Source organism: Larkinella rosea, from assembly GCF_003858635.1.
Lineage (GTDB): Bacteria > Bacteroidota > Bacteroidia > Cytophagales > Spirosomataceae > Larkinella > Larkinella rosea.
The window spans coordinates 271,730-293,030 of the sequence record NZ_RQJO01000016.1 but is presented as its reverse complement, the minus strand read 5'-3'; the positions used below and the strand labels follow the sequence as shown (position 1 = coordinate 293,030).

Below are 21,301 nucleotides of genomic sequence, written 5' to 3'. Positions count from 1 at the left end.
TTTGAATGACAGAGTTGGGCTTACGTATTAAAGTAGAAACATTTATTGGTTTACTAATGGGAGTCAAGTAAACCATAGTTTTAACCGGTGCGGATTCTAAATGTTTCCGAATAAGCAGATCCCCCCTGTTAATTTGCTTCTCTCCCCGGATGGTCCGCACGTTCCCGGCTATTTTTGGACCAATTGGGCAAAATGGAACATCTCTTATCGGATTTGGACCATTTGTTATCGTCTGATGCGGTATTCATACCCGACCTTTGGCCTGATCTTGGGCAAGGACGGCCCCCTTCACTTTTGGGACAATCAATGCAGCAGGTCTATTCCCCCAGCGGTAGAAGCCGGGAAAGCCGATAGGTCGGTAGGTGACCAGGCAAGATCAATGCTCCGCCAAGGGAGCCAGTTGGTGGTAGGTCCGTTCAATTCATCTTTATCATTTTACCCAGCATGAGACAACACTACACATTTGCCCGTCAACCACGACACGTCAATTTCCGCTTGTTGGGCAGGCTTCTGTCGGGCCTGCTTTTGCTGCTGACCGGGTTGAACGCGCAGGCGCAAAAAACCTGGATCGGGACGACGACGAACTGGAACACCGCCAGCAACTGGAGCCCGGCTGGCATTCCTACGGCCAGCGACAATGTCGTGATTGCCGCCAGTGCCGCTACACAGCCCGTTCTTACGGTCTCGGCGTTGGCTGGTTCCGTAGAAGTACAGAGCGGAGCCTCACTGAGTATTACCAGTGGTGGTAAGCTGACCTTAAACGGCTCCAGGGACTTTGGTAGCGGCCAAACAACAGCTTTCTACACGGTTGGCACGGTTACTAACGCGGGGCAGTTAGTGATTGGCAACACGTCAGCGGTAGGTCGGTATGGACTTATAAACAAGGGAAGCTTCTCCAACGAAACGGGGGGGGGCATCGCTATCGACCGATCAACCAGCTATGGTTTGCAAAACAGTGCTACTACAGGAAGGCAATTCACGAACTCAGGGCACATCATCATCGGGGCTAACACAACGGTGGGAATCGTAGGCCTGGCAAACGCGGCTCGCTTCGATAATAATCCAGGGGGTGTTATCTCCATTAACAGAACAGAATGGTACGGCCTGGAAAACTCTTATATATTCAATAACGCGGCTCAGATTTCCATCGGAGCCACTGTAGAGGTGGGTTACGTTGGATTTTATAACCTGGGCTCCCTGGACAATAGTGCGGGTGGCATTATCACCATTGACCGAACGTCCAAATTTGGTATGTGGAACACTGGCATCGTTAACAACGCAGCCAGAATTACGATTGGCAGCATCGCACAAGCAGCCTATTGGGGACTCTATAATCAGACTACATTCAACAACAATCCGGGCGGAGTTATCGCCATTGACCGCACAACCAACCTTGCCTTGAAGAACGAGGATAACAGGACTATTGGTTTAAGTGATCCTTCTGATGATATATATCCTTATCCTGACCGTATACCACAGCTCGCTGGCCCTGGCATCGATACATATGCCGAGTTTACCAACAAGGGTCAGATTATTATCGGAGCCATCGAACAATTCGGCTTGAATGGTATTCGTAATGTAGGCAATTTTTACAACACCGGTTGTGACGCCTATATCGAGAGCTATGGCAACGTAAGCCATTGGTTGGTACGCCGGGTAAACAAGGTAAACCAAAACTTTGATGTATATACCAATTTTAACAACTCCGGTTTCATCATTGAGTATGCGCCTTGCTGTAGTGGCAATATTACTTATAATTCAGGGGTAATACGAAATCTCAATGGGGGCTATTTTGATGTTGACCACAACACAGGCCTATTGACCACTACCCCAGGAGGTGGGCCCAATGACGGTCCCATTGTGACGGCCAACCCCTCTCTGACCATCAGCCAGGGACAGACGACTACCCTGACTGCTTCGGAAGCGCTTAGTTACCGATGGTCGACCGGGGAAACGACGGAAAGTATTTCGGTCACTACGCCGGGCACCTACTCCGTGACGGGTACCGTTGGAGAATGTTCGGGCACGACCAGTGTGGTCGTGAGTGAACGAACAGAGGCTCCTTCGGTCAGCATCAATCCCAGCAGTGCGACCCTGAGCTGTTCCACTCCCACGGTGAGTCTGACGGCCAATGGAACGGGCACCTTCCGCTGGAGTACGGGGGCGACCACTTCCCAAATCAGTGTCAGCACGGCGGGTACCTACTCAGTAACGGTAACATCATCCGATAATCGTACAGCTACGGCCAGTGTGGAAGTGAGTGGCACTACCAACGCTCCTTCGGTCAGCATCAACCCCAGCAGTGCGACCCTGAGTTGTATTAGTCCTATGGTGAGCCTGACGGCTCATGGCACGGGGAGTTTCCGCTGGAATACGGGATCGACCAATGCCCAGATCAGCGTGAGCACGGCAGGCACTTACTCCGTGACGCTCACCTCACCGGGTGGCTGTACGGCCACGGCCAGTGTGACCATCTCGGGCAGTAGTGAAGAGCCGGTGGCCCTCATCACGCCCAGCAGTGCAACACTGACCTGTGCCAATCCAAGTGTGAGTTTGGTGGCCAGTGGGGGCAACACCTACCGCTGGGAGGACAACTCCACGAGTGCCAACCGGACCATCACCACGGCAGGCACCTACTCGGTGACGGTCATCAATGGAGCCAGTTGTTCCGCCACCAAGTCGATTACCATCTCAGGCAGCAGTGAAGTACCGGTGGCTACCATCACCCCGTCGAGTGCGACCTTAACCTGTGGGAGTCCAAGTGTGAGTTTAGTGGCCAGTGGAGGCACCACCTACCGCTGGGAGGACAACTCCACCAGTGCCAACCGCACCATCACCACGGCTGGGACGTACTCAGTGACGGTCACCACCGGTGGCTGTTCGGCTTCTACCAGTGTGACCATTAGTGGAGATCCAACAAAACCGCCCATTCCGAATATGGCCAGTTCGGCCGTCATCCAGGGAGCACCGGCCGTAACGTTGACCGCCACCAATTGTAACGGAATCATCAACTGGAATGGACCGGGAGGAACTTCGGGGACCGGCACTATTACCGTTGCTACCACGACGCCCGGATCGTTTGTCTATCAGGCCACCTGTACCGTCAGTAGCTGTACCAGTGATCCCGCCAGCTTGACGGTGGAGGTAATGGCTCCGACGGTGATTGGTTCCTTTGATGGTTTCATCAACGGCGCGGACTGCTCGACCTTCCGGGGCTGGGTCTGGGACCGTAATAAACCCAATACCGCTATTTCCATCGACATCCTTGACGGAGCAGCCATCCTTGCGACAATCCTGGCGAGTGAGTTTCGGCAAGACTTGCTCGACGCGGGCAAGGGGAACGGGAAACACGCCTTTTTCTGGCCGATCCCCGAACGTCTCAAAGACGGTTTGCCGCACAGTCTCTCAGCGCGGGTGACGGGCAACAGCTTTGTGTTAAAAGATTCACCGAAAACCCTGATCTGTCAGGGGAACCTTACACCTGAAAGTAACCAACCACCGAAACCCCCAACACCGACGGTTTTGGTTACGCCCGTAGTGGCCCAGGTTGGCGTTCCTTTCTCGGCCATGTTGGTTGCCTTCACCGATCCGGAAGGCGGAACCTTGAGCTACGAACTGAGTGGTTTGCCAGAGGGCTTAAGTCTGCAACTGCCGAACCGGATCATCAGCGGCACACCGACTCAGTCGGGGATATTTGTCCTAACCTATCAGGCTACTGACCCGCTGGGAGCCAGCAACTCCGTCAGCTTCCCGTTGACGGTCAACCCGGCCTCCACCACCACCGTCACCGGGGATTTTGAGGGCTATCTGGATAAACTGGATTGTGGCGGTATCCGCGGATGGGTGTGGGATCGCAAAAAGCCCAACACGCCACTGACGGTCGAATTTTATCTGGATGGTCCGGGAACGGTATTGGGCAGTACCGTGGCCAATATTTACCGCCCCGATTTGAAAGACGCCGGAAAAGGCAACGGATCACATGCCTACAATTTCAGCCCGCCGGGGAGTGTGACCAACGGGACAGTCGTCCGGGCTCGGGTGCTCGGCAGTACCTACGAGTTGAAAGGCTCGCCCAGGGCGTATCAATGTGCCCCGGCACGGCTATCGGCCGAAACCGGTTCACCGCTTCAGGTGACGGTGCTGGGCAATCCAATCCGTGATCAGCTGGTCGTTGAGGTGCGGGGCGTGGAAGGACAGCCGCTAGGCCTACAGCTGACGGATCTGAGTGGTCGGCGGGTGAAGGAGTGTCAGATCGAGCAGGCGGGTGCGGTGGAGCGCCAGACGCTGAGTGTGGGTTCTGTGGCTTCGGGTCTGCTGGTGCTGCGGGTTAGCAGCGGTCAACAATCCGTTACTCTGAAGGTGCTTAAACCCTGAGATGCTCAAGCGGTGAAATCCGCTTTCTGATTGAACTCGAATAAATGGAAATGAACCGACAGTTCCGTGAAGTTTTGCTGGACTGTCGGTTTTCTTTCATCGGAAAGGGGAGAAAGGGCATCGGACCCGATTCGCAAATCATAGCTTTTTGACCCTATTATGTCTGAAAAGAGAAATTGTGCCCAATTCGGGTCAGCGGGTCCGTTCAAAAATTGGTTTTACACTGCAATAAAATGACCGCAGTTGTGCAAGGCTATTCCATGTAATTTAGTCACACAGGCAGTTACCCACCTTTACACCGAAAGCTGCACCAGGTCTACTCAATTAAAGGATCGGCGAAATTCAACCGGTGAAAGATGGGTGTTGGCTTTAAACAATTTACTGAACGACTGCGGGTAGTCAAACCCCAGTTCATACGCAATTTCGCTCACCGACAAACTCGTTCCGGAGAGCTTTTCTTTCGCTTTCGCAATGATCCGATCGTGCAGATGCTGCTGCGTACTTTTTCCGGTCAGTGTTTTTAACAGGCCACTCAGGTAATTAGGTGAAACATTTAAAGCTTCGGCTATGTCAGGAACGGTGGGCAGCCCATTTTTTGCTACCGTGTCATTTTTAAATAGGTCCGTCAGTAGGTCTTCCAGCCGAATCAGGATATCGTGAGTGCTGACCTTACGGGTCGTGAATTGACGCTGATAGAACCGATCGGCGTAGTTCAACAGAACCTCTACCTGGCCTACCAGGATGTTTTGAGTAAACGCATCAATGTGCGAATGATATTCCTGGCGGATGGTTTGCATGATACCGGTAATGATGGCCTCTTCCTGTTCAGAAAGGAACAAGGCTTCCTTGACCGAGTAATCAAAGAATTCGTACTGCCGGATCGTTTTGGCTAAGGGCGTATGCCATAAGAAGTCGGGATGAAAAATCAATAACCATCCCGAATGTTCTAAGTGCTCATCAGACCCCGTTTCAATACCGATCTTTTGGCCCGGCGCCATAAAGGTCATGATACCCTCATCAAAATCATACACCTGCTGTCCATATTTTAGCTTAGCACCAAAGTTCCTTTTCAGTGCGATGGCGTAAAAGTCAAGGATCCAACTTCGGGGATGATCTTCGGCAAGCTCCCTCATCTTCTCAAACTCCACCACACTCACCAACGGATGCGCCGGACCGGGAAGTTTCCTGAACTGATGAAATTCACTGATGGTTCTGATGAGGTAGGGCGGCTGGTTTACCATGACACAATATCCTTATTTTTGATGAAACGCGGCCGCAAACTCCCTGGCAAAATCAGCGGTTTTGACCTTACCTAAGGCAACGGGCCGGTTCCGGTAATAATCTTCCGCAATAATACCACTGTGATGGCCTGCCTGTAGTTCCACTAAACTTCTAGCCATATGCGGAGGCATACCGGCGGCTTCCAGGCGGTTTAGCATTTGTTCGGCCGGAACCACGATCCATTTTAAATCCGGTTTTCCGATGGTTTCACCTAAAATTCGGGCTACTTCGTTACAGCTCAGTTCGTCACTGGCGACATAGCGTACCTGGCGACCTACCGCAGGTGTTTCAAATTCCTGAGTAACGGCAGCGGCAATATCCGAAGGCGCTACCAATACGGTGCGATCCTCTCCGCCATAATTAGCGGCCATGATCCCGGCGCTTTTAATAGCTGGCACAAAGCTGAACAAATTGTAGTAGAAAGACGTGGGACGCATATGCGTAATACTCACTTCGTCCGGAAGTTCATTCAGGATCTGCTCCAGATGGTAGGCACCCGCAATTCCGCCGTTGCCTTTATCCAGATGCGCTCCCCAACTGCTTAAGTTCACCACCCGTTTGATGCCCGTTTGGCGAATGGCCTGCGCATAGTTGTTGCCGATTGTACGGAAATAGGCAATGGGGTCGAGAGTTGGGTCAAAATAGCTTACCGGCGGCACCATCGTGTAGACCGCATCAGCCCCTCTAAACGTATTGACCAGAAAACCGGCATCCTGAATGGAACCGATGGCAGCGGTAGCACCCAAACCCTGAATGGCGCTCTGCTTATCGGGGTTGCTGCTGATCACCGTTACTTTATATCCCTTTTGTACCAACGCTTCGGTGAGCGGTTTGCTGATGTGTCCTAATGAACCTGTGACAATGATTTTCATAATGCTGTTTTTTTTGCAAAAATCGTCAGTCACCGCTCCATAGGCGTAACCAAATCTATCCTTGTTGTATCAATATATATGATGAGAGCTCATCTGGCTAATTCATAAAAATAATTCGTTGAAAACCGGTTTAATTGAACGACCGTCTGAATTCCAATGGTGAAAGGTTCGTTTTCGATTTAAAGAGTTTACTAAACGATTGCGAGTGCTCAAATCCTAAGGTATATGCCACTTCACTTACCGATAAATTGGTGGTAGACAGCGTTTCTTTGGCCTTTTCAATCAGTTTATCGTGAATATAGTGCTGGGCATTCTGTCCAATCAATGACCGCAGCATATCACTCAAATAACTGGGTGTTAGGTTTAAGTGGTCCGCCAGATAGCTCACACTTGGCAATCCCTGACTCAACGACCGTTCATCGTTAAAATAATGATTCAATAAGTCCTCCAGCTTTTGCAGCAGATCGTGGTTCACGGCTTTGCGGGTTATGAACTGACGTTTGTAGAAACGATTCGCATAGTTCAGTAACAATTCAATTTGGGAAATAACCACGTCCTGACTGAAATCATCGATCCGGCTGGACAATTCTTTTTCAATCATCTGAAAGATCTCAAAGATCGTTCGCTTTTCATCTTCTGAAAGATGCAGCGTTTCCCGGGTTGAATACGAGAAGAAGCCGTAGTTTTTGATGGTTCTGGCGAGGGAATACCCTAAAAAGAAATCCGGATGAATCAGCAACGTATAGTCGGAACACGCGCTCACCTCGTTGTCATGGCTACCGACGACCTGGCCCGGAGCAGCGAATAACAGCCCCCCTTCATCAAAATCATAATAGCTCTGGCCGTACTTTAATTTGCCGTTCAGCTTGGGTTTGTACGCTATTTTATAGAAACCCAGCACATGGTGATGCGAAATCCGGGACTCATCGACCTGCGTGTAAGAACCGTTGATCAAACTGACCAATGGGTGCTGCGGTTTCTGCAAACCAAATGCCAGGTGCGCATCGGCCAGCGATTCCACTTTTTTCGGACTGTTTTCTACTTTGTTCATCTGTCAGGTTATAAAAAATGATAACCGATGCCATTTCAACGATCGGTTACCAAGAGTACATAATCAACCATTTTCGTGGTCTGTGGGTTCGCTATCCGGGTTAGCCCTGAGCCGAATTGGAAACGTCTTCCCACGCTTCCCAGGTGGCTAACCGCTCTGCATAGGCCTCACGCACCCAGGGTAAATTGTGGCTGCCGAGAAAAAACCGGAGTGGCGGTTGTGGAGCATCAACGAGTTGAAAGAGCGCCTTTGGCGTTGCGTTGGGATCGCCCCGTTCCTGGTCCCTCAACCTACCAAAGAACTCCTCTTTAAAAGTTGCATAGATGTCGAGCCCTTGTGCGAACTTTAAGGATTCCGGGGTTCCGAACTCGGTGGCATAAGCGCCCGGTTCGAGAATGGTTACATTGATCCCGAATGGTTTGACTTCTTCCGCCAGGCTTTCGTGGATGGCTTCAAATGCCCATTTCGACGAAGCGTAATATCCGATCACCGGTAAGGTTACGTGCCCAAGATTGCTGGAAGTGCCGAGGATGTGACCGCCCCCCTGCTTTCTCAATAGGGGCAGAGCCGCCTGAATAACAGAAACCGGGCCGATGACATTGGTTTCGTACAGTGCACGAATATCATCCGCGCTCGCTTCCTCAATAGTGCCAACCAGGGAATAACCGGCATTATTCAACACAATATCAATCCTGCCGAAGTGAGTGTGAGCTTGCTCCACAGCTGTTTTTGCCTGCTCAGGCCGTGTCACGTCAAGCTCCAGTGTCAGTAGGTTCTGTCCATACTTTTCCTTCAGGTCGGAAATGCTTTCCAATTTTCGGGCAGTAGCCGCCACCAGGTCGCCACGCCGAAGGGCGGCATCGGCCCAAACGCGTCCAAAACCACGGGAAGCACCCGTGATGAACCAGACTTTAGGAGAAATTACAGGGGGTGTTGCCGTTTGAAAGGCTACATTTTGATTCTGATGTATCATAGTAAATACCTTGAAATTATGATGCGTCAAAGGTCAAGGTATACCAGTCATTATCTGTAGTCTAATTGAGGGGATTTGTAGTCAAAATGAGAAAAGACCACAACATTAAAAGGGTATGATCTAAACTGTTTGGCCCCATTGAACCAATAATAATCAAAACCAATCAAATAGACCGGTCCGCTTTACCATCCGGATCACACGAGCCTTTTATCCTACACTACGGTTTCTTATCGAAAATGGCAGATTAACCACAAATTCATGACTTTCTGAGAATATTAATTCTTAACACACATCTGGGGCACATTTTGGGTCAGCATATCGGTTCAAAAAATAAGCGAAAAGCGCCACTACCGCAGACCATAATACCGCATTTGCGATTAAAGATCCAATTTAAGATTGGGAGCGCAAACTAAGTTGAGCATTGCTGACCTGGTCACCAGTAGACGTTCTTTTTTCTACGAATGAGTATGATAAAGCAATCATTCTCCGTCTCAATAAAGCGCGTGGCTGTTGCACAGCTCCGCTTTCTACATTAATTTTTCATTGTTTGAATATAGGAATAGGATCGTCTACCATCGTCCGCCCTGTCCGTTATTGTACGATTTATGTCCATTTTTGGACAAAATTTCACCACATAAATTGGTAAAACGGCGATTCTAAGGTCATTAGACCAATCTTAAAATTTTGGCCAGGTATTTGTACGACAAAGTCTATACTAATACTAACAGATTCCGCTCGACCTCGTTCGGCACCCTGATTGCAGATCCGCCTTATTTAACTTTTGAAATTGAACAGAATCAATTCTTACCGCTTTCCGCTATGAAACGACCCTTTTTAGGTGAGTTAGAAGAAGTCGTCCTGCTAACGGTGGCCGCTCTGCAGGAACTGGCATACTGCGCGTCGATTACCCAAACCATCGATCAGCAGATGGCCCGCAGCATCAGCTTCCCCACTGTCCATACCACCCTGCAACGTCTGGAAGAAAAAGGATTCGTCTCCTCCCAGATGGGTGGTGCCACTTCCGAGCGGGGAGGTCGTCAGAAACGGCTGTTCACCGTCACGGTGGCGGGTCAACGGGCGCTGATCGAGTGTCGGCAGGTGCGCAGCCAATTGTGGGAACAGATTCCAACCCCGGTGTTACAGCTATGGGGCGTATAACGAAAGGTAGTAAGGGCATTCCAGAACCCGCGGATCGCCGAACGTCGTTGGACCGACACTCGGCCCGGCAGCCGCCACGCTGGGCAGAATGGTTGCTAAGCCAGTTCAGTCCAGTCGGACTGGAGGATGAACTGCAAGGGGATCTGCAGGAGATGTACACCTACTGGGTGAAAATGGTCGGTTTGCGGGGCGCCCGTTGGCGGTATTCGCTGGCAGTCCTGCGACTAATTCGCCCCTTTAGCCGGTCTCGAACCGGGCCAACACAAGCCTATTCTCAACCCCCTATCCTGAGCCCAACTATGCTGCTGAACTATGTCAAAGTTGCCTGGCGCAACCTGCTGAGAAGCAAATCCTTTTCGTCCATTAATGTGCTGGGCCTGACCCTGGGGCTGACTTGCTGTATGCTGCTGACACTGTATATCCGCAGTGAATGGTCCTTTGATACCCACCACCAACATGCCAGGGAACTGTACCTGTTGGGGTCCCGATCGACTGTTGGGCAGAATGCCGGACGGGAGCATGCCGCGGTCTCGGCCCCCTACGGACCAGCGCTCAAAGCCGAATACCCGGAGATTATCCAGATGGCCCGATTATACATGGCCGATGAGAAATCCCTGCTTCAGGTCCGTGAGCAGGGAAAACCATTGCAGTCGTTTTATGAGACGAAGGGCTATCAGGTCGATTCAACCTTCTTCGATTTATTTACGTACGCCTTTATCGAAGGCAATCCGCACAAGGCGCTGACCGACCCCCATTCCGTCGTGCTGTCGGAAGAGGTGGCGGCTAAGTTGTTTGGCTCCGCGTCCGCGCTGGGACGACTGGTTCGGATTGGGGGCGACGCGGGCCTGAGTGAAGACTTTAAAGTAACGGGCGTATACCGTACCTCCGCCACCAACTCGCACATCGACGCTCGGTTCTTCCTGCCTATTTATACCGGCGACATCGGCCATTTCCTACGGGAAGGGCATCCGGATTTTGCCAATAACAACATGTTCCTGACGTATCTGCGCCTTCAGCCGAATACCGCCGTTCAGGCATTAGCCGCCAAGCTGCCGGCATTTATCGAAAAATACGCCCGTGCCGACCTCAAACTGGTTGGCTTCGACCAGCAGTTATTTCTCGTTCCGGTACCTGACCTTCATTTGTACGCCCATTTTCCGTCCGTTGTTACGCCCACAAACAGTGTTATCTATCTGTATATGATCGGGTCCATTGCGCTCTTTACCTTACTGATTGCCTGTATCAACTTCATGAATCTGGCCACGGCGCGGTCGGCCAAACGAGCCGCGGAAGTTGGGGTTCGGAAAGTCATGGGAGCCCATCAGGGCGCGCTGGTATGGCAATTTCTGGGCGAATCGATCGTGCTGACGTTTTTGGCATTTCTGATTGCGCTGGCCCTGGGCATTTTACTGCTACCCCTCTTCAATCAATTAACGGGCAAAGCGCTTTCGATCCGCGAATTCGTTGAGCCGCAAATTCTCCTTATTTTTCTGGGCATGGCGTTACTGACCGGCCTTCTGGCGGGCAGTTATCCCGCTTTCTATCTGTCACTCTTCAATCCGGCAAAGGTGCTTAAAGGCAAGTTCACCAACTCGCTGTCGGCAGTGGCATTGCGGAAGGGATTGGTGGTGTTTCAGTTTGTGGTGTCGGTGGGTCTTGTACTGGCGTCCTTTGTCATTCAGAAGCAGATGCACTACCTGCGCGACAAACCCCTGGGTTTTACGCAAAACCAGCAGATTGCCATTCCCTTCCGCAGTGGTGATTCGCGGACTACGTATACGGCTTTTCGGAATGAAATTCTCCAAAACAATCAGGTTGTGTCGGCGGCTGGAACCCAGTTTTACCCCGGTATTGCAAACCTGAGCGACATGGTGTTTCACCGACCTGACCAAAGCGTGGAACAGGGGCACGATATTCGCACCAACCGGGTCGATTTTGAGTATCTGCAAACCATGGGTTTCCGGCTGAAGCAGGGGCGAATGTTCTCGCGCCAGTTTCCCGGTGATACGGCCAATCGGATCGTCGTCAACGAAGCCACTCTGCGCCAATTCCAGATACCGGAGACTAACGCCATCGGACAGCATCTGAACTTTGACTGGCAGGGCGAAACGATTCCGTTTGAGATTGTGGGTGTCGTACATGATTTTCACTATGAAGACCTGCACCAGCCTATCACTCCCTATGCGTTCATGCTGAGCCGACGACCTAGTTTCAACTACATTATCGTCCACGTCAACACCGCTGACATGACCAACATACTGGGCTTTCTGGAACAGAAATGGAAAACCTTGCGACCGGATGAGCCGTTTGAATACACCTTCCTGAATGAAGATTTTCAGAAGAACTACCACGCAGAAAACCGTACCTCGCGCATTGTCCGCACGTTTACCCTCATTTCCATCCTGATTTCGTGTCTGGGCCTATTCGGGTTAGCGACATTTTCTGCTCAGCAACGGACCAAAGAAATTGGTGTGCGTAAAGTGCTTGGGGCATCGGTTGCCAGCATTGTCCTGTTACTTTCCAAAGATTTCCTGAAACTGGTCCTCATTGCCATCGGAATTGCCTCGCCCCTTGCCTGGTACGCCATGCACCAATGGCTTCAGATTTTCGAGTATCGAATCGCTATTCCATGGTGGGTATTTGTTGCGGCTGGCGCATTGGCGCTAGTACTGGCTTTTATCACCATCTCGCTGCAAAGCCTCAAAACCGCCCTAACCAATCCAGTAAAAAGCTTACGTTCTGAATAACTTAATAGCCATGAAAACTACCTTAATCGGTTTACTCGTTGCCTTTTTTCTACCCCTGGATTTTGATCAATCGGCTCCGGCCGAGGAAATCGCGGGTGTTCGGCAGGCATGCTTCAACTACATCGATACGTTCTATCAGGCCGATACCACGCTGGCTTACGCGAGTGTGCACCCAACCCTTCAGAAACGAGGCTTTTCATTTGATCAAAAAGCGGGCAGTTATTCCAAGCAGCTGGAAATGCCCTTTCCGGCACTGATCCGGCTGGCCAAGATCTGGAACAAGGACGGTAAACGAGCTACCGCAACCTCGCCCAGAAAGGTAGAGGTATTGGATATGGCCGACAAAACTGCCACCGCCAAAGTAACGGCCGTCTGGGGCATCGATTACCTGCATTTAATGAAGGACAATGGGCGCTGGATGATCGTTAATGTACTCTGGCAGTCACCCCCAAAATCGTTGTAGGCATTTCCCTTACTGCTCCCGATTGCATAAACGGATTAAGGGGTCAATACTTACTTATTTAAATCGACGACCAAAAAACATAGGCTATGGCGAGCAGGCTTTTTCAACCGCTTTTTTATTTTGCCTCAACCTTATGGGGAGTGTTTTTCATGCTATCGCCTGTAATCTGCGCACAAGACAATCCATCGTATGAGGACCGAATTGACTCTCTTTACGCCCACCTGAATCAAACAACGTCCCCGGGTATCGCCCTTGCCGTGGTTCGGGATGGGAAAATAATACTGAGCAAAGGATACGGCATGGCCGATTTGGAGCATGGTGTAAAGATGACACCAGCTACGGTTTTTGACCTGGCCTCGCTGGCAAAACAGTTTACGGGCTTGCTCATTTGCAAGCTGGCTACCGAAGGTAAAATTCGGCTCCAGGATGACATTCGAGCGTATATTCCTGAGCTGAACGATTTTGGGAAAACGATCACCATCGAACACTTGCTGCAGCACAGCAGCGGCATTCGCGATTGGTACGGCTCCTTTTATATCGCCGGCGGTCGAACCGATGATCCCATAACATTTAACCAGATACTCAATTTTGCCTACCGTCAGAAATCATTGAATAATGCGCCAGGCACCAAATACCTGTACTCCAATACGGGCTATAACTTATTGGCCGAATTGATACAGAGAGTCACGGGGAAAAGCTTTCGGAAATGGGCAAATGAGCAAATCTTTGATCCCCTTGACATGACGAGTACATTGGTACAAGATAATTACAGTGAGCTGATTTCAAACCGTGCATTTGGCTATGTCAAAGGCGCTAATGGTAGTTGGTATAAGCCCGTCAATGCCTTAACCGGTCTGGGTTCGAGTTCGGTATTCAGTAACGTTGAAGATATGGCCAAATGGCTCATTAATTTTGGCAGTGCCAGGGTTGCTGGCAGTCAGGCCCTTACCCTCATGAAAACGCCCGGACGGTTGAACGATGGCACGATCAACCGCTATTCTTCCGGCATAACCTCCGGTAGCTATCATGACCTACCCATGTTTACCAGTGCCGGTTCCTGGGCTGGTTTTAGTACCTTCGATGTTTTTTTTCCGGAACAAAAGTTTGGCGTGGTGGTACTCACAAACAGTACATTCTTCAATGCGCAAACCGCAGCGATTCAAATCACCGATATTTTCCTGGCGAATCAGTTCAAGCCACAGCCTCAAAGTGGCATGGCGGTAGATTCGGAGCAATCAAACAAGGCCCCAGTGGCGTTAGAAATGGATGCTTTCACGGGTGTTTTTAAACAAGGTAAAAGTAATTACCTCCGCATTGAAAAAGATGGCAATATTTTAACGGCATGGCTGCCGAACCTGGGTAAAGTTTCAGCGGTACGCGTTTCAGCAAACCGTTTTAGGGTAGAGGACGAAGAAGATGGCTCTGAACTCCTGTTTCAGCCTGAAAAGGTGATGACCGTGAAGTACAAAGGCCAGCAGTTTACCCGCTTGGATACCAACGAGCCAGTTATGGCCGGGCTAAAGGATTATGCCGGAGACTACTATAGTAAAGAGCTTGGGACCACCTACCAGGTTATCGTTAAAAATGATAAGCTGGAACTGGTCACCCCCAAGCGGCCCAACCTGCAGTTATCACCGGTCTGGCCGGGTGGATTTACGGCCCAAAATCCATTTATCAATTTATGCAGTTTTGAACGGGATACAAAAGGGATCGTCTGTGGTCTTCTGCTCAATGGCGATCCCAGAAGCAGTAACTACCGGTTCAAAAAAATAGCCAGTAAGGCATAGCGTGAATACGGCCTACGTTTGAAAAGAGTATCGAGTTTGTTTTAGAACCTAACCCTTATCCCACGCATATTCCCTGTTAACTTGCTCTTATTTTCATTATTTATTCTCAAAAACACTCGTGGCTAATTCCATGGTGGTTTCACCACCGTTCGCAGGATTGGATCAAATGAATCCGCTTTAATTGAGGCATAACTTGGTTCACTTAGTATTAGTAGGATATCTGTAATCCTGTAATCAATACCACCATTTACTATTTTACAATAGAGAGTTCAGTATCTAATCCCTTTTTGACCTTACCCTTTTTGTAACTTAATAAGCGGCTGCTCTGGGGCAGTATGTTCGTTCAAGAATTCATCAAGAAAGTAACCCAGTAGACGATATAAAATCAAAATAGTTGGTCATCATTTATGTAAGGCTTGTTCAGGGTACTACAAAACACGTATACGGATTTAAGGGAACACAAGAACCCATTCATTCAAAATCCTGATCCATATTCATTTTTTATGGAGCAAAGTTGTCAGTAATGGGATTAAAATTGTCAACCATTGATTAAAACCTGCACGCTTTTCTGTGATAAGGCCCGTTACCTTTGGTGCGAATAAATCCGTTTACAGCCTCAATAGATAATTGTCCAATGCAGGAAACTCATTCGTTCAAACCTTCTTTAACGTTAATCGATTCCACCATGCTGGTTGCCGGGAGCATGATCGGTTCCGGTATTTTTATTGTCAGTGCGGATATTACGCGAAATGTCGGCAGTGCAGGCTGGCTGATGTTCGTTTGGGTCATCACCGGATTCATGACCCTGACGGCAGCCCTGAGCTACGGAGAATTGAGTGCGATGTTCCCAAAAGCCGGTGGACAATACGTCTATCTGAAGGAGGCTTATAATCCGTTGATCAGTTTTTTATACGGCTGGAGTTTTTTTACGGTCATTCATACGGCTACGATTGCAGCTGTGGGAGTAGCTTTCGCCAAATTTACCGCTTATATTTTCCCGCCATTCAGTGAAGACAACGTTCTGATTGACTTAGGCTTCCTGTCTATTTCGGCTGCGCAATTGCTGTCAATCCTGGTGATTGTATTTCTCACATTTGTCAATACCCGTGGCGTAAACAGCGGTAAAATCATTCAGACCACGTTTACTTTGGCTAAGTTGCTGAGTCTATTAGGATTGATCGTTTTCGGCCTTTACGCCCTAAAACCGGAGGTCTGGAGCGCCAACTGGGCGGATGCTATCATCTGGGATCTGCACAAATTGCACCCTGACGGCAGCACGGAATCCTATACTACGCTGGCGGCCTTCGGAGCGATTGCCGCAGCCATGGTGGGGTCAATTTTTAGCAGCGATTCGTGGCATACAGTGACGTTTATCGCCGGTGAAATCAAAAATCCGAAGAAAAATATTGGACTTAGTCTCGCGTTGGGGACGCTTATTGTAACCGCAATCTACCTGTTGACAAACATTATGTATACCGGTGTTTTGTCGTTGCAGGCGATTGCGTCGGCCGACAAAGATCGGGTGGCTGTGACGGCTTCCCACGTGATCTTTGGAAACGCTGGTACGGTCATCATCGCGCTGATGATCATGGTTTCTACATTCGGCTGCAACAACGGGTTGATCATGGCCGGTGCAAGGGTCTATTATTCCATGGCAAAGGATGGATTGTTTTTCAGAAAAGTGGGCCAACTGAATGCAAAGTCTGTTCCGGGTCTGGCCTTATGGATTCAGTGCGTGCTGGCCAGTATCTGGAGTCTGAGCGGAAAATACGGCGATTTGCTCGATATGATTTCCTTTGTGGTAGTGGTCTTTTATATGCTGACCATTGCCGGAATTATTATCCTCCGCAAACGGTTACCGGATGCGCCAAGGCCGTATAAAGCCGTCGGTTATCCGGTGTTGCCGGTTATTTACATTTTGATGGGACTTGCATTCTGTATCCTACTAATTATCTATAAACCGAATTATACGTGGCCGGGCCTGATCATTACGCTCACTGGAATACCGGTTTATTTTCTCATCGTAAAAGCCAATTCGGGCAAAGGAAAAGTTACAGTAGAACCGTCAGAAACTGAATAGTAGACCATGCCATTTACAGAAGCGTAAATGGCATGGTTTTAAGCTTTTTAAACGCATGTTGCCAACAAAAGAAAACTACCGACTTTTGCTCTTATAAGCGCGAATGTAGTCACTGGGTGACATGCCGGTTGTCTTCCGGAATACGCGGTTAAAATTCGTCGCGCTGTTAAAACCGGTCGAATACGCGATCGTAGAGATGCCATCATAACTGCTGTTCATAATCCGTTTGCAGGCTTCGTTAATCCGGATTTCATTCAGAAACGTATTGTACGTTTTTCGGGTATGCTTTTTAAAGTATTTACAAAAAGCATGGGGCGTAATGTTGGCAATATCGGCAATTCGGTCGAGCGTAATATTCTCGGCGTAATGGTCGAGTGTAAACTGAAAGATGTCATTCATTCGGATACCTTCTGAATCGGAAATGGGATAACTTAAGAATCCAGTGTGCAGTGATTTCCACTCCTTCACTTCTTTTGAGAAATACTGGAATAGTTTGATCACGGCCAGAAGACGTTCCAGACTTGACTTGTTTTTTAGCTTTTTAATAACTCCTCCAACCTGAATCGCATGTTTCGGGGGAAGCTGCAGTCCATTCTGGATGGTTTTAAGAAACCGGCTGATCAGGCCCATCTCCGGCAGTTCCAGAAAGGCTTTGGGAATACGCTCCAGATCAAAAAAAATGTGAATGGCGTGGGCGTTCCCGACCTGCGGATGGATGAAATGATGCGGGTCCGATTTGAAAATATGGGGTTGATTAGCCCCCACAATGTAGACGTCGTTGGGTTTAAATGACTGGCTGTAATTTCCGACCATCAAGGTTCCGGAACCGTTAATAATCAGCGTAATCTGCAGCTGCTTGTGTCGATGAAAATAATTGTAAAAGTGTGAAAGGAAATCTTCGTCTACAATTACGGAATCCTCTTGCGGAACCGGCGGAGTAAATTGTAGTACTTTCATAGTGGTAAGATAGGAGTTGTTTAACCATTTATTCTAAGAATAATACAATACAAGTCATGAGAAGATTGCCCAGATGAATCAAGGGCTGCACTGTAACCAACTGTAGTACGAATCTTTTAATAGAGAAGGGAGTCTAAACCAATATTAGCCAAATTTTGCTTTTGGGGCAATATGCAGGATACTATTTGTTGAAGATTGGCTAATACTTATGGAAACTATGGGAGTTTAACTAGACGGTAAAATAATAGGTGGTATTTTGTGAATGTATTTTTGTATTTCTGAAATAAATCTAATTCGAAATTTGGCCACAAGGGTCGCCGGTTTTCCTCAAAGATGGCGTCTCCGGATTTCTTTTCGGATCAGAAATAATTCACGGCTGGTCTGGCCGGCGACTGAACTATTTTCCTGGGCGCGTCGCATTAAATAGGGGATGACGTCAGCAATCGGGCCGTAGGGAAGGTATTTGCTGACCTGGCAGCCCGCTTTGGCAAGATTGAACGTAATGTGATCGCTCATACCGTACAATTGGGAAAAATGAACATGCGGATGATCCAGCGGAAAGTATCTGGCCCGCAGCAGGTTGACGGCATACTGAACGCTGTATTCGTTGTGACTGGCAACAATCAAAGAAACCGTATCCAGGTGGTCGATGCAAAAGTCAATCGCTTTGTTAAAATCAACGTCACAAGCAGCTTTGTCGGGCTGAATCAGCACCGTTTCCTGCCTTTCCTGAGCCCTTTTTCGCTCTTTTTCCATGTAGGCCCCGCGAACAATTTTTGCCCCTAAAAAAGCCCCGTTTTTAGAAGCCAGCGCGTGGCTTAATTTCAGGAAATCGAGTCGGTCGTGGCGGTATAACTGGATCGTGTTGAAAACCACGGCTTTCTCTTTATTAAACGCCAGCATGATTTCCATCGTGAGCGCATCGATGGTATTCTGGATCCAGGATTCTTCGGCATCGATAAGAATTCCAATGCCCTTTTGTGCGGCAGCGGTGCAAATTTCAACCGTTCTTCGGACCACGCGATCCCATTCCTGTTTTTCAGCAGCCGTCAGCGGACTGGTGTCAATCACGGTGTTAAACCGCGAAACCAGTGCCAGCTCATTCAGTTTTTCGAGTAATTCAAACCGGGCCAATGCCGTAATCTTGATGCCAATGAGCGGCACGTTGGGCCGGTTTGACGCATAGGTGATCACCCGGATAAATTCCTCTTTTATGGTGTCAAAATCCGCTTCGGTTGCCTTGCCTTCAGCGCCGTAATCCAGAATGACCTTGACGTTGAACTGGTTCAGTTTTTCAATCAGGCCCGTTGTTTCATCGAGAGTTTCTCCGCCGACAAACTGTTCAAAAATGGTGGATCGGATCAGACTTTTGACGGGGAGTCTCCATTGAACCGCCAGTTCAGTCAGTTTTGCCCCCAACTTGACCAGCCAGTTCTGGTTCATCAGGTAAAACAACGCATTGGCTTTTCGCAGTTGAGTATCTGATTTGTACGCAAAGGCATCGGCGGTATTATCCAGCGGAACAATCGATTTTATCTTCATCATACACCTACGGTTTTTTCTACAAATCTAACTGCGGAATTCCGGGGGTACGGGTTTTGGCAATATTGGATGATACATGGACAATTTCTGACGCAGCCTAAGCCAAAGGCGCCTTTACCTTTGAAATGCCGTATTTCTAACAACTAGATCGTTATGTCAAATGGATTATTCCGTGTTCCGGAACCCACAAATGAACCTGTTTTAACGTATGCTCCCGGTACGCCCGAACGTTCTTCCTTACAGGCGGCTTTGGCCATTGCCCGCTCCCGGGAAGTCGATCTTCCAATGTACATTGGTGATGCCGAGGTCCGTACCGATAAAAAAATAGCCATCCATCCACCCCATGATCATCACCACCTGCTTGGATACTACAACGAAGGAGATCGTAGCCATGTTCAGATGGCCATTGATGCTGCCCTCGCGGTAAAAGCCGACTGGGACGCACTTGCATGGAACGAAAGGGCGGCCATTTTTCTAAAAGCCGCCGACCTCGTGGCAGGGCCGTACCGGGCCAGAATCAATGCGGCTACGATGCTAGGCCAGTCTAAAAATGCCTTTCAGGCTGAGATTGACTCCGCTTGCGAATTAATTGATTTTCTGCGGTTTAATGTGTATTATATGGCCCAAATCTATGCTTCGCAACCCAATTCAGGGGCGGGTGTCTGGAACCGGATGGACCATCGGCCGCTGGAAGGATTTGTGTTTGCCCTGACCCCGTTCAACTTCACCGCCATTGCGGCCAACTTGCCGACATCGGCGGCCATGATGGGCAATGTGGTGGTCTGGAAACCGTCGGAAAATCAGGTCTATGCCGCTCAGGTGATTATGGAGGTATTGAAAGAAGCCGGTTTGCCGGCTGGAGTGATTAACCTGATTTACGTAGATGGTCCTATGGCCGGTGACGTCATTTTTAGCCATCCCGATTTTGCCGGGATCCATTTCACCGGTTCCACCCCGGTTTTTCAAACCATCTGGAAAACCATCGGGACGAACATTGCCCGCTATAAGAGTTATCCCCGCATCGTTGGCGAAACCGGCGGGAAAGATTTTGTCCTGGTGCACCAAAGTGCGGATGCCGATGTGGTTTGCACGGCGTTGATTCGGGGCGCATTTGAGTATCAAGGACAAAAATGTTCGGCGGCTTCCCGGGCGTATATTCCCCAGTCTCTGTGGCCAGCCGTGAAGGATGGGTTGATCCGGGAGTTGCAAACGATCAAAATGGGGCCGGTCGAAGATTTCGAAAATTTTGTCAACGCGGTTATTTCGGAAAAATCATTCGATAAAATTGCAAAATACATCGATCAGGCCAAAAAAGAGGCCGGCGTTGAAATCGTCGCGGGCGGAACGTGCGACAAAACACAGGGGTATTTTATTCAACCGACGGTTTTACGCGTCGATGATCCGCAGTATGTTACCATGTGTGAAGAGCTGTTCGGGCCGGTTTTGAGCGTTTACGTATATGACGATGCGGACTACGAATCGGTCATGGCCGTCATCGATAAAACCTCGATCTACGCGCTAACGGGATCGGTGCTGGCCAACGACCGGTATGCCATCGAAAAGGCTTTGGCGGGTCTGCGAAATGCCGCCGGAAATTTTTACATCAACGATAAACCGACTGGGGCCGTGGTCGGTCAGCAACCGTTTGGCGGAGCAAGAGGCTCGGGAACCAACGACAAAGCCGGTTCGGCGCTGAACCTCCTCCGCTGGGTGTCGCCACGGACGATCAAAGAGACATTTGACCCGCCCCGGCGTTACGGTTATCCGTTTTTAAACCCGGAAGGGTCCGTATAACCCACCCAGGTAAATTTGATCGGTAAGCCAGCAGGATGTTCTCATCATCCTGCTGGCTTTTTTTTGGATTTATTTAATAGCAATCGGAAGCCATCGAAGGCTTGTGTTGACTAATGACTTGTCAAAATTTATCAGTATAAGTTACGAGTTAATGCAGAATATTATTCTATTAGTAAGGGTATCAGTAGATTATAATTCGGCAACTTAACCAAAATTGTCTTT

13 protein-coding genes are annotated in these 21,301 nt (G+C 49.3%); 7 read left to right on the top strand and 6 right to left on the bottom strand.

All coding sequences use genetic code 11. From position 1 onward, the window contains the following. Nucleotides 1–444 precede the first annotated feature (444 nt). Nucleotides 445–4,374 carry a DUF8693 domain-containing protein gene (locus EHT25_RS31140; RefSeq protein ID WP_124879361.1) on the top strand — a complete coding sequence of 1,310 codons (3,930 nt, stop codon included), beginning with the start codon at nucleotides 445–447 and terminating at the stop codon, nucleotides 4,372–4,374. A 320-nt stretch (nucleotides 4,375–4,694) separates the two neighbouring features. On the opposite strand, the gene EHT25_RS31135 is transcribed toward EHT25_RS31140, so the two are convergent. From EHT25_RS31135 to EHT25_RS31120, 4 genes are all read right to left on the bottom strand, one after another. Next, nucleotides 4,695–5,615, bottom strand: coding sequence for a helix-turn-helix domain-containing protein (locus EHT25_RS31135; protein ID WP_124879360.1), 921 nt, complete (start codon nucleotides 5,613–5,615; stop codon nucleotides 4,695–4,697). Nucleotides 5,616–5,627: 12 nt separating this feature from the next. Next, the gene (locus EHT25_RS31130) at nucleotides 5,628–6,527 is read right to left on the bottom strand and encodes an NmrA family NAD(P)-binding protein (protein WP_124879359.1); all 900 of its coding nucleotides are present in this window, start codon (nucleotides 6,525–6,527) and stop codon (nucleotides 5,628–5,630) included. A gap of 130 nt (nucleotides 6,528–6,657) precedes the next feature. After that, on the bottom strand, nucleotides 6,658–7,578 hold the full coding sequence (locus EHT25_RS31125; RefSeq protein WP_124879358.1) for a helix-turn-helix domain-containing protein: 921 nt from the start codon (nucleotides 7,576–7,578) through the stop codon (nucleotides 6,658–6,660). Between the two features lie 100 nt (nucleotides 7,579–7,678). After that, a complete protein-coding gene (locus EHT25_RS31120) occupies nucleotides 7,679–8,551 on the bottom strand; it encodes an SDR family NAD(P)-dependent oxidoreductase (RefSeq protein WP_124879357.1) in 873 nt (290 codons plus the stop codon). A gap of 819 nt (nucleotides 8,552–9,370) precedes the next feature. Here EHT25_RS31120 and EHT25_RS31115 point away from each other — a divergent pair. From EHT25_RS31115 to EHT25_RS31095, 5 genes are all read left to right on the top strand, one after another. Then, entirely contained in the window at nucleotides 9,371–9,709 is a 339-nt protein-coding gene (locus EHT25_RS31115; RefSeq protein WP_124879356.1) for a PadR family transcriptional regulator, read from the top strand. Further along, complete coding sequence (locus tag EHT25_RS33570) at nucleotides 9,697–12,456, top strand: ABC transporter permease (protein ID WP_221622354.1); 2,760 nt, start codon at nucleotides 9,697–9,699, stop codon at nucleotides 12,454–12,456. Before EHT25_RS31115 ends, EHT25_RS33570 begins: the two co-directional genes overlap by 13 nt. A 10-nt stretch (nucleotides 12,457–12,466) precedes the next feature. Then, on the top strand, nucleotides 12,467–12,919 hold the full coding sequence (locus tag EHT25_RS31105; protein ID WP_124879355.1) for a nuclear transport factor 2 family protein: 453 nt from the start codon (nucleotides 12,467–12,469) through the stop codon (nucleotides 12,917–12,919). 86 nt (nucleotides 12,920–13,005) lie between these two features. Then, nucleotides 13,006–14,706, top strand: a complete 1,701-nt coding sequence (locus tag EHT25_RS31100; protein WP_124879354.1) for a serine hydrolase domain-containing protein — start codon at nucleotides 13,006–13,008, stop codon at nucleotides 14,704–14,706. 634 nt (nucleotides 14,707–15,340) lie between these two features. After that, nucleotides 15,341–16,786, top strand: a complete 1,446-nt coding sequence (locus tag EHT25_RS31095; protein WP_124879353.1) for an APC family permease — start codon at nucleotides 15,341–15,343, stop codon at nucleotides 16,784–16,786. Between the two features lie 75 nt (nucleotides 16,787–16,861). Here the strand turns inward: EHT25_RS31095 and EHT25_RS31090 are convergent, their stop codons facing one another. Then, nucleotides 16,862–17,743, bottom strand: coding sequence for an AraC family transcriptional regulator (locus tag EHT25_RS31090; RefSeq protein ID WP_124879352.1), 882 nt, complete (start codon nucleotides 17,741–17,743; stop codon nucleotides 16,862–16,864). 327 nt (nucleotides 17,744–18,070) lie between these two features. Next, complete coding sequence (locus EHT25_RS31085) at nucleotides 18,071–19,288, bottom strand: proline dehydrogenase family protein (protein ID WP_221622353.1); 1,218 nt, start codon at nucleotides 19,286–19,288, stop codon at nucleotides 18,071–18,073. A 150-nt stretch (nucleotides 19,289–19,438) separates the two neighbouring features. Between EHT25_RS31085 and pruA the strand changes: the two genes are divergently transcribed. After that, nucleotides 19,439–21,079: an L-glutamate gamma-semialdehyde dehydrogenase gene (gene pruA / locus EHT25_RS31080; protein WP_124879351.1), complete on the top strand. Its 1,641-nt coding sequence runs from the start codon at nucleotides 19,439–19,441 to the stop codon at nucleotides 21,077–21,079. Nucleotides 21,080–21,301: the final 222 nt, after the last annotated feature.

What these genes read in the sequence shown, in the direction of transcription:
- EHT25_RS33570 (WP_221622354.1), top strand. Translation starts at nt 9,697, where the DNA reads ATGGGGCGTATAACGAAAGGTAGTAAGGGCATTCCAGAACCCGCGGAT.
- EHT25_RS31105 (WP_124879355.1), top strand. Translation starts at nt 12,467, where the DNA reads ATGAAAACTACCTTAATCGGTTTACTCGTTGCCTTTTTTCTACCCCTG.
- EHT25_RS31135 (WP_124879360.1), bottom strand. Translation starts at nt 5,615, where the DNA reads ATGGTAAACCAGCCGCCCTACCTCATCAGAACCATCAGTGAATTTCAT.
- EHT25_RS31095 (WP_124879353.1), top strand. Translation starts at nt 15,341, where the DNA reads ATGCAGGAAACTCATTCGTTCAAACCTTCTTTAACGTTAATCGATTCC.
- EHT25_RS31090 (WP_124879352.1), bottom strand. Translation starts at nt 17,743, where the DNA reads ATGAAAGTACTACAATTTACTCCGCCGGTTCCGCAAGAGGATTCCGTA.
- pruA (WP_124879351.1), top strand. Translation starts at nt 19,439, where the DNA reads ATGTCAAATGGATTATTCCGTGTTCCGGAACCCACAAATGAACCTGTT.
- EHT25_RS31120 (WP_124879357.1), bottom strand. Translation starts at nt 8,551, where the DNA reads ATGATACATCAGAATCAAAATGTAGCCTTTCAAACGGCAACACCCCCT.
- EHT25_RS31085 (WP_221622353.1), bottom strand. Translation starts at nt 19,288, where the DNA reads ATGATGAAGATAAAATCGATTGTTCCGCTGGATAATACCGCCGATGCC.
- EHT25_RS31100 (WP_124879354.1), top strand. Translation starts at nt 13,006, where the DNA reads ATGGCGAGCAGGCTTTTTCAACCGCTTTTTTATTTTGCCTCAACCTTA.
- EHT25_RS31115 (WP_124879356.1), top strand. Translation starts at nt 9,371, where the DNA reads ATGAAACGACCCTTTTTAGGTGAGTTAGAAGAAGTCGTCCTGCTAACG.
- EHT25_RS31130 (WP_124879359.1), bottom strand. Translation starts at nt 6,527, where the DNA reads ATGAAAATCATTGTCACAGGTTCATTAGGACACATCAGCAAACCGCTC.
- EHT25_RS31140 (WP_124879361.1), top strand. Translation starts at nt 445, where the DNA reads ATGAGACAACACTACACATTTGCCCGTCAACCACGACACGTCAATTTC.
- EHT25_RS31125 (WP_124879358.1), bottom strand. Translation starts at nt 7,578, where the DNA reads ATGAACAAAGTAGAAAACAGTCCGAAAAAAGTGGAATCGCTGGCCGAT.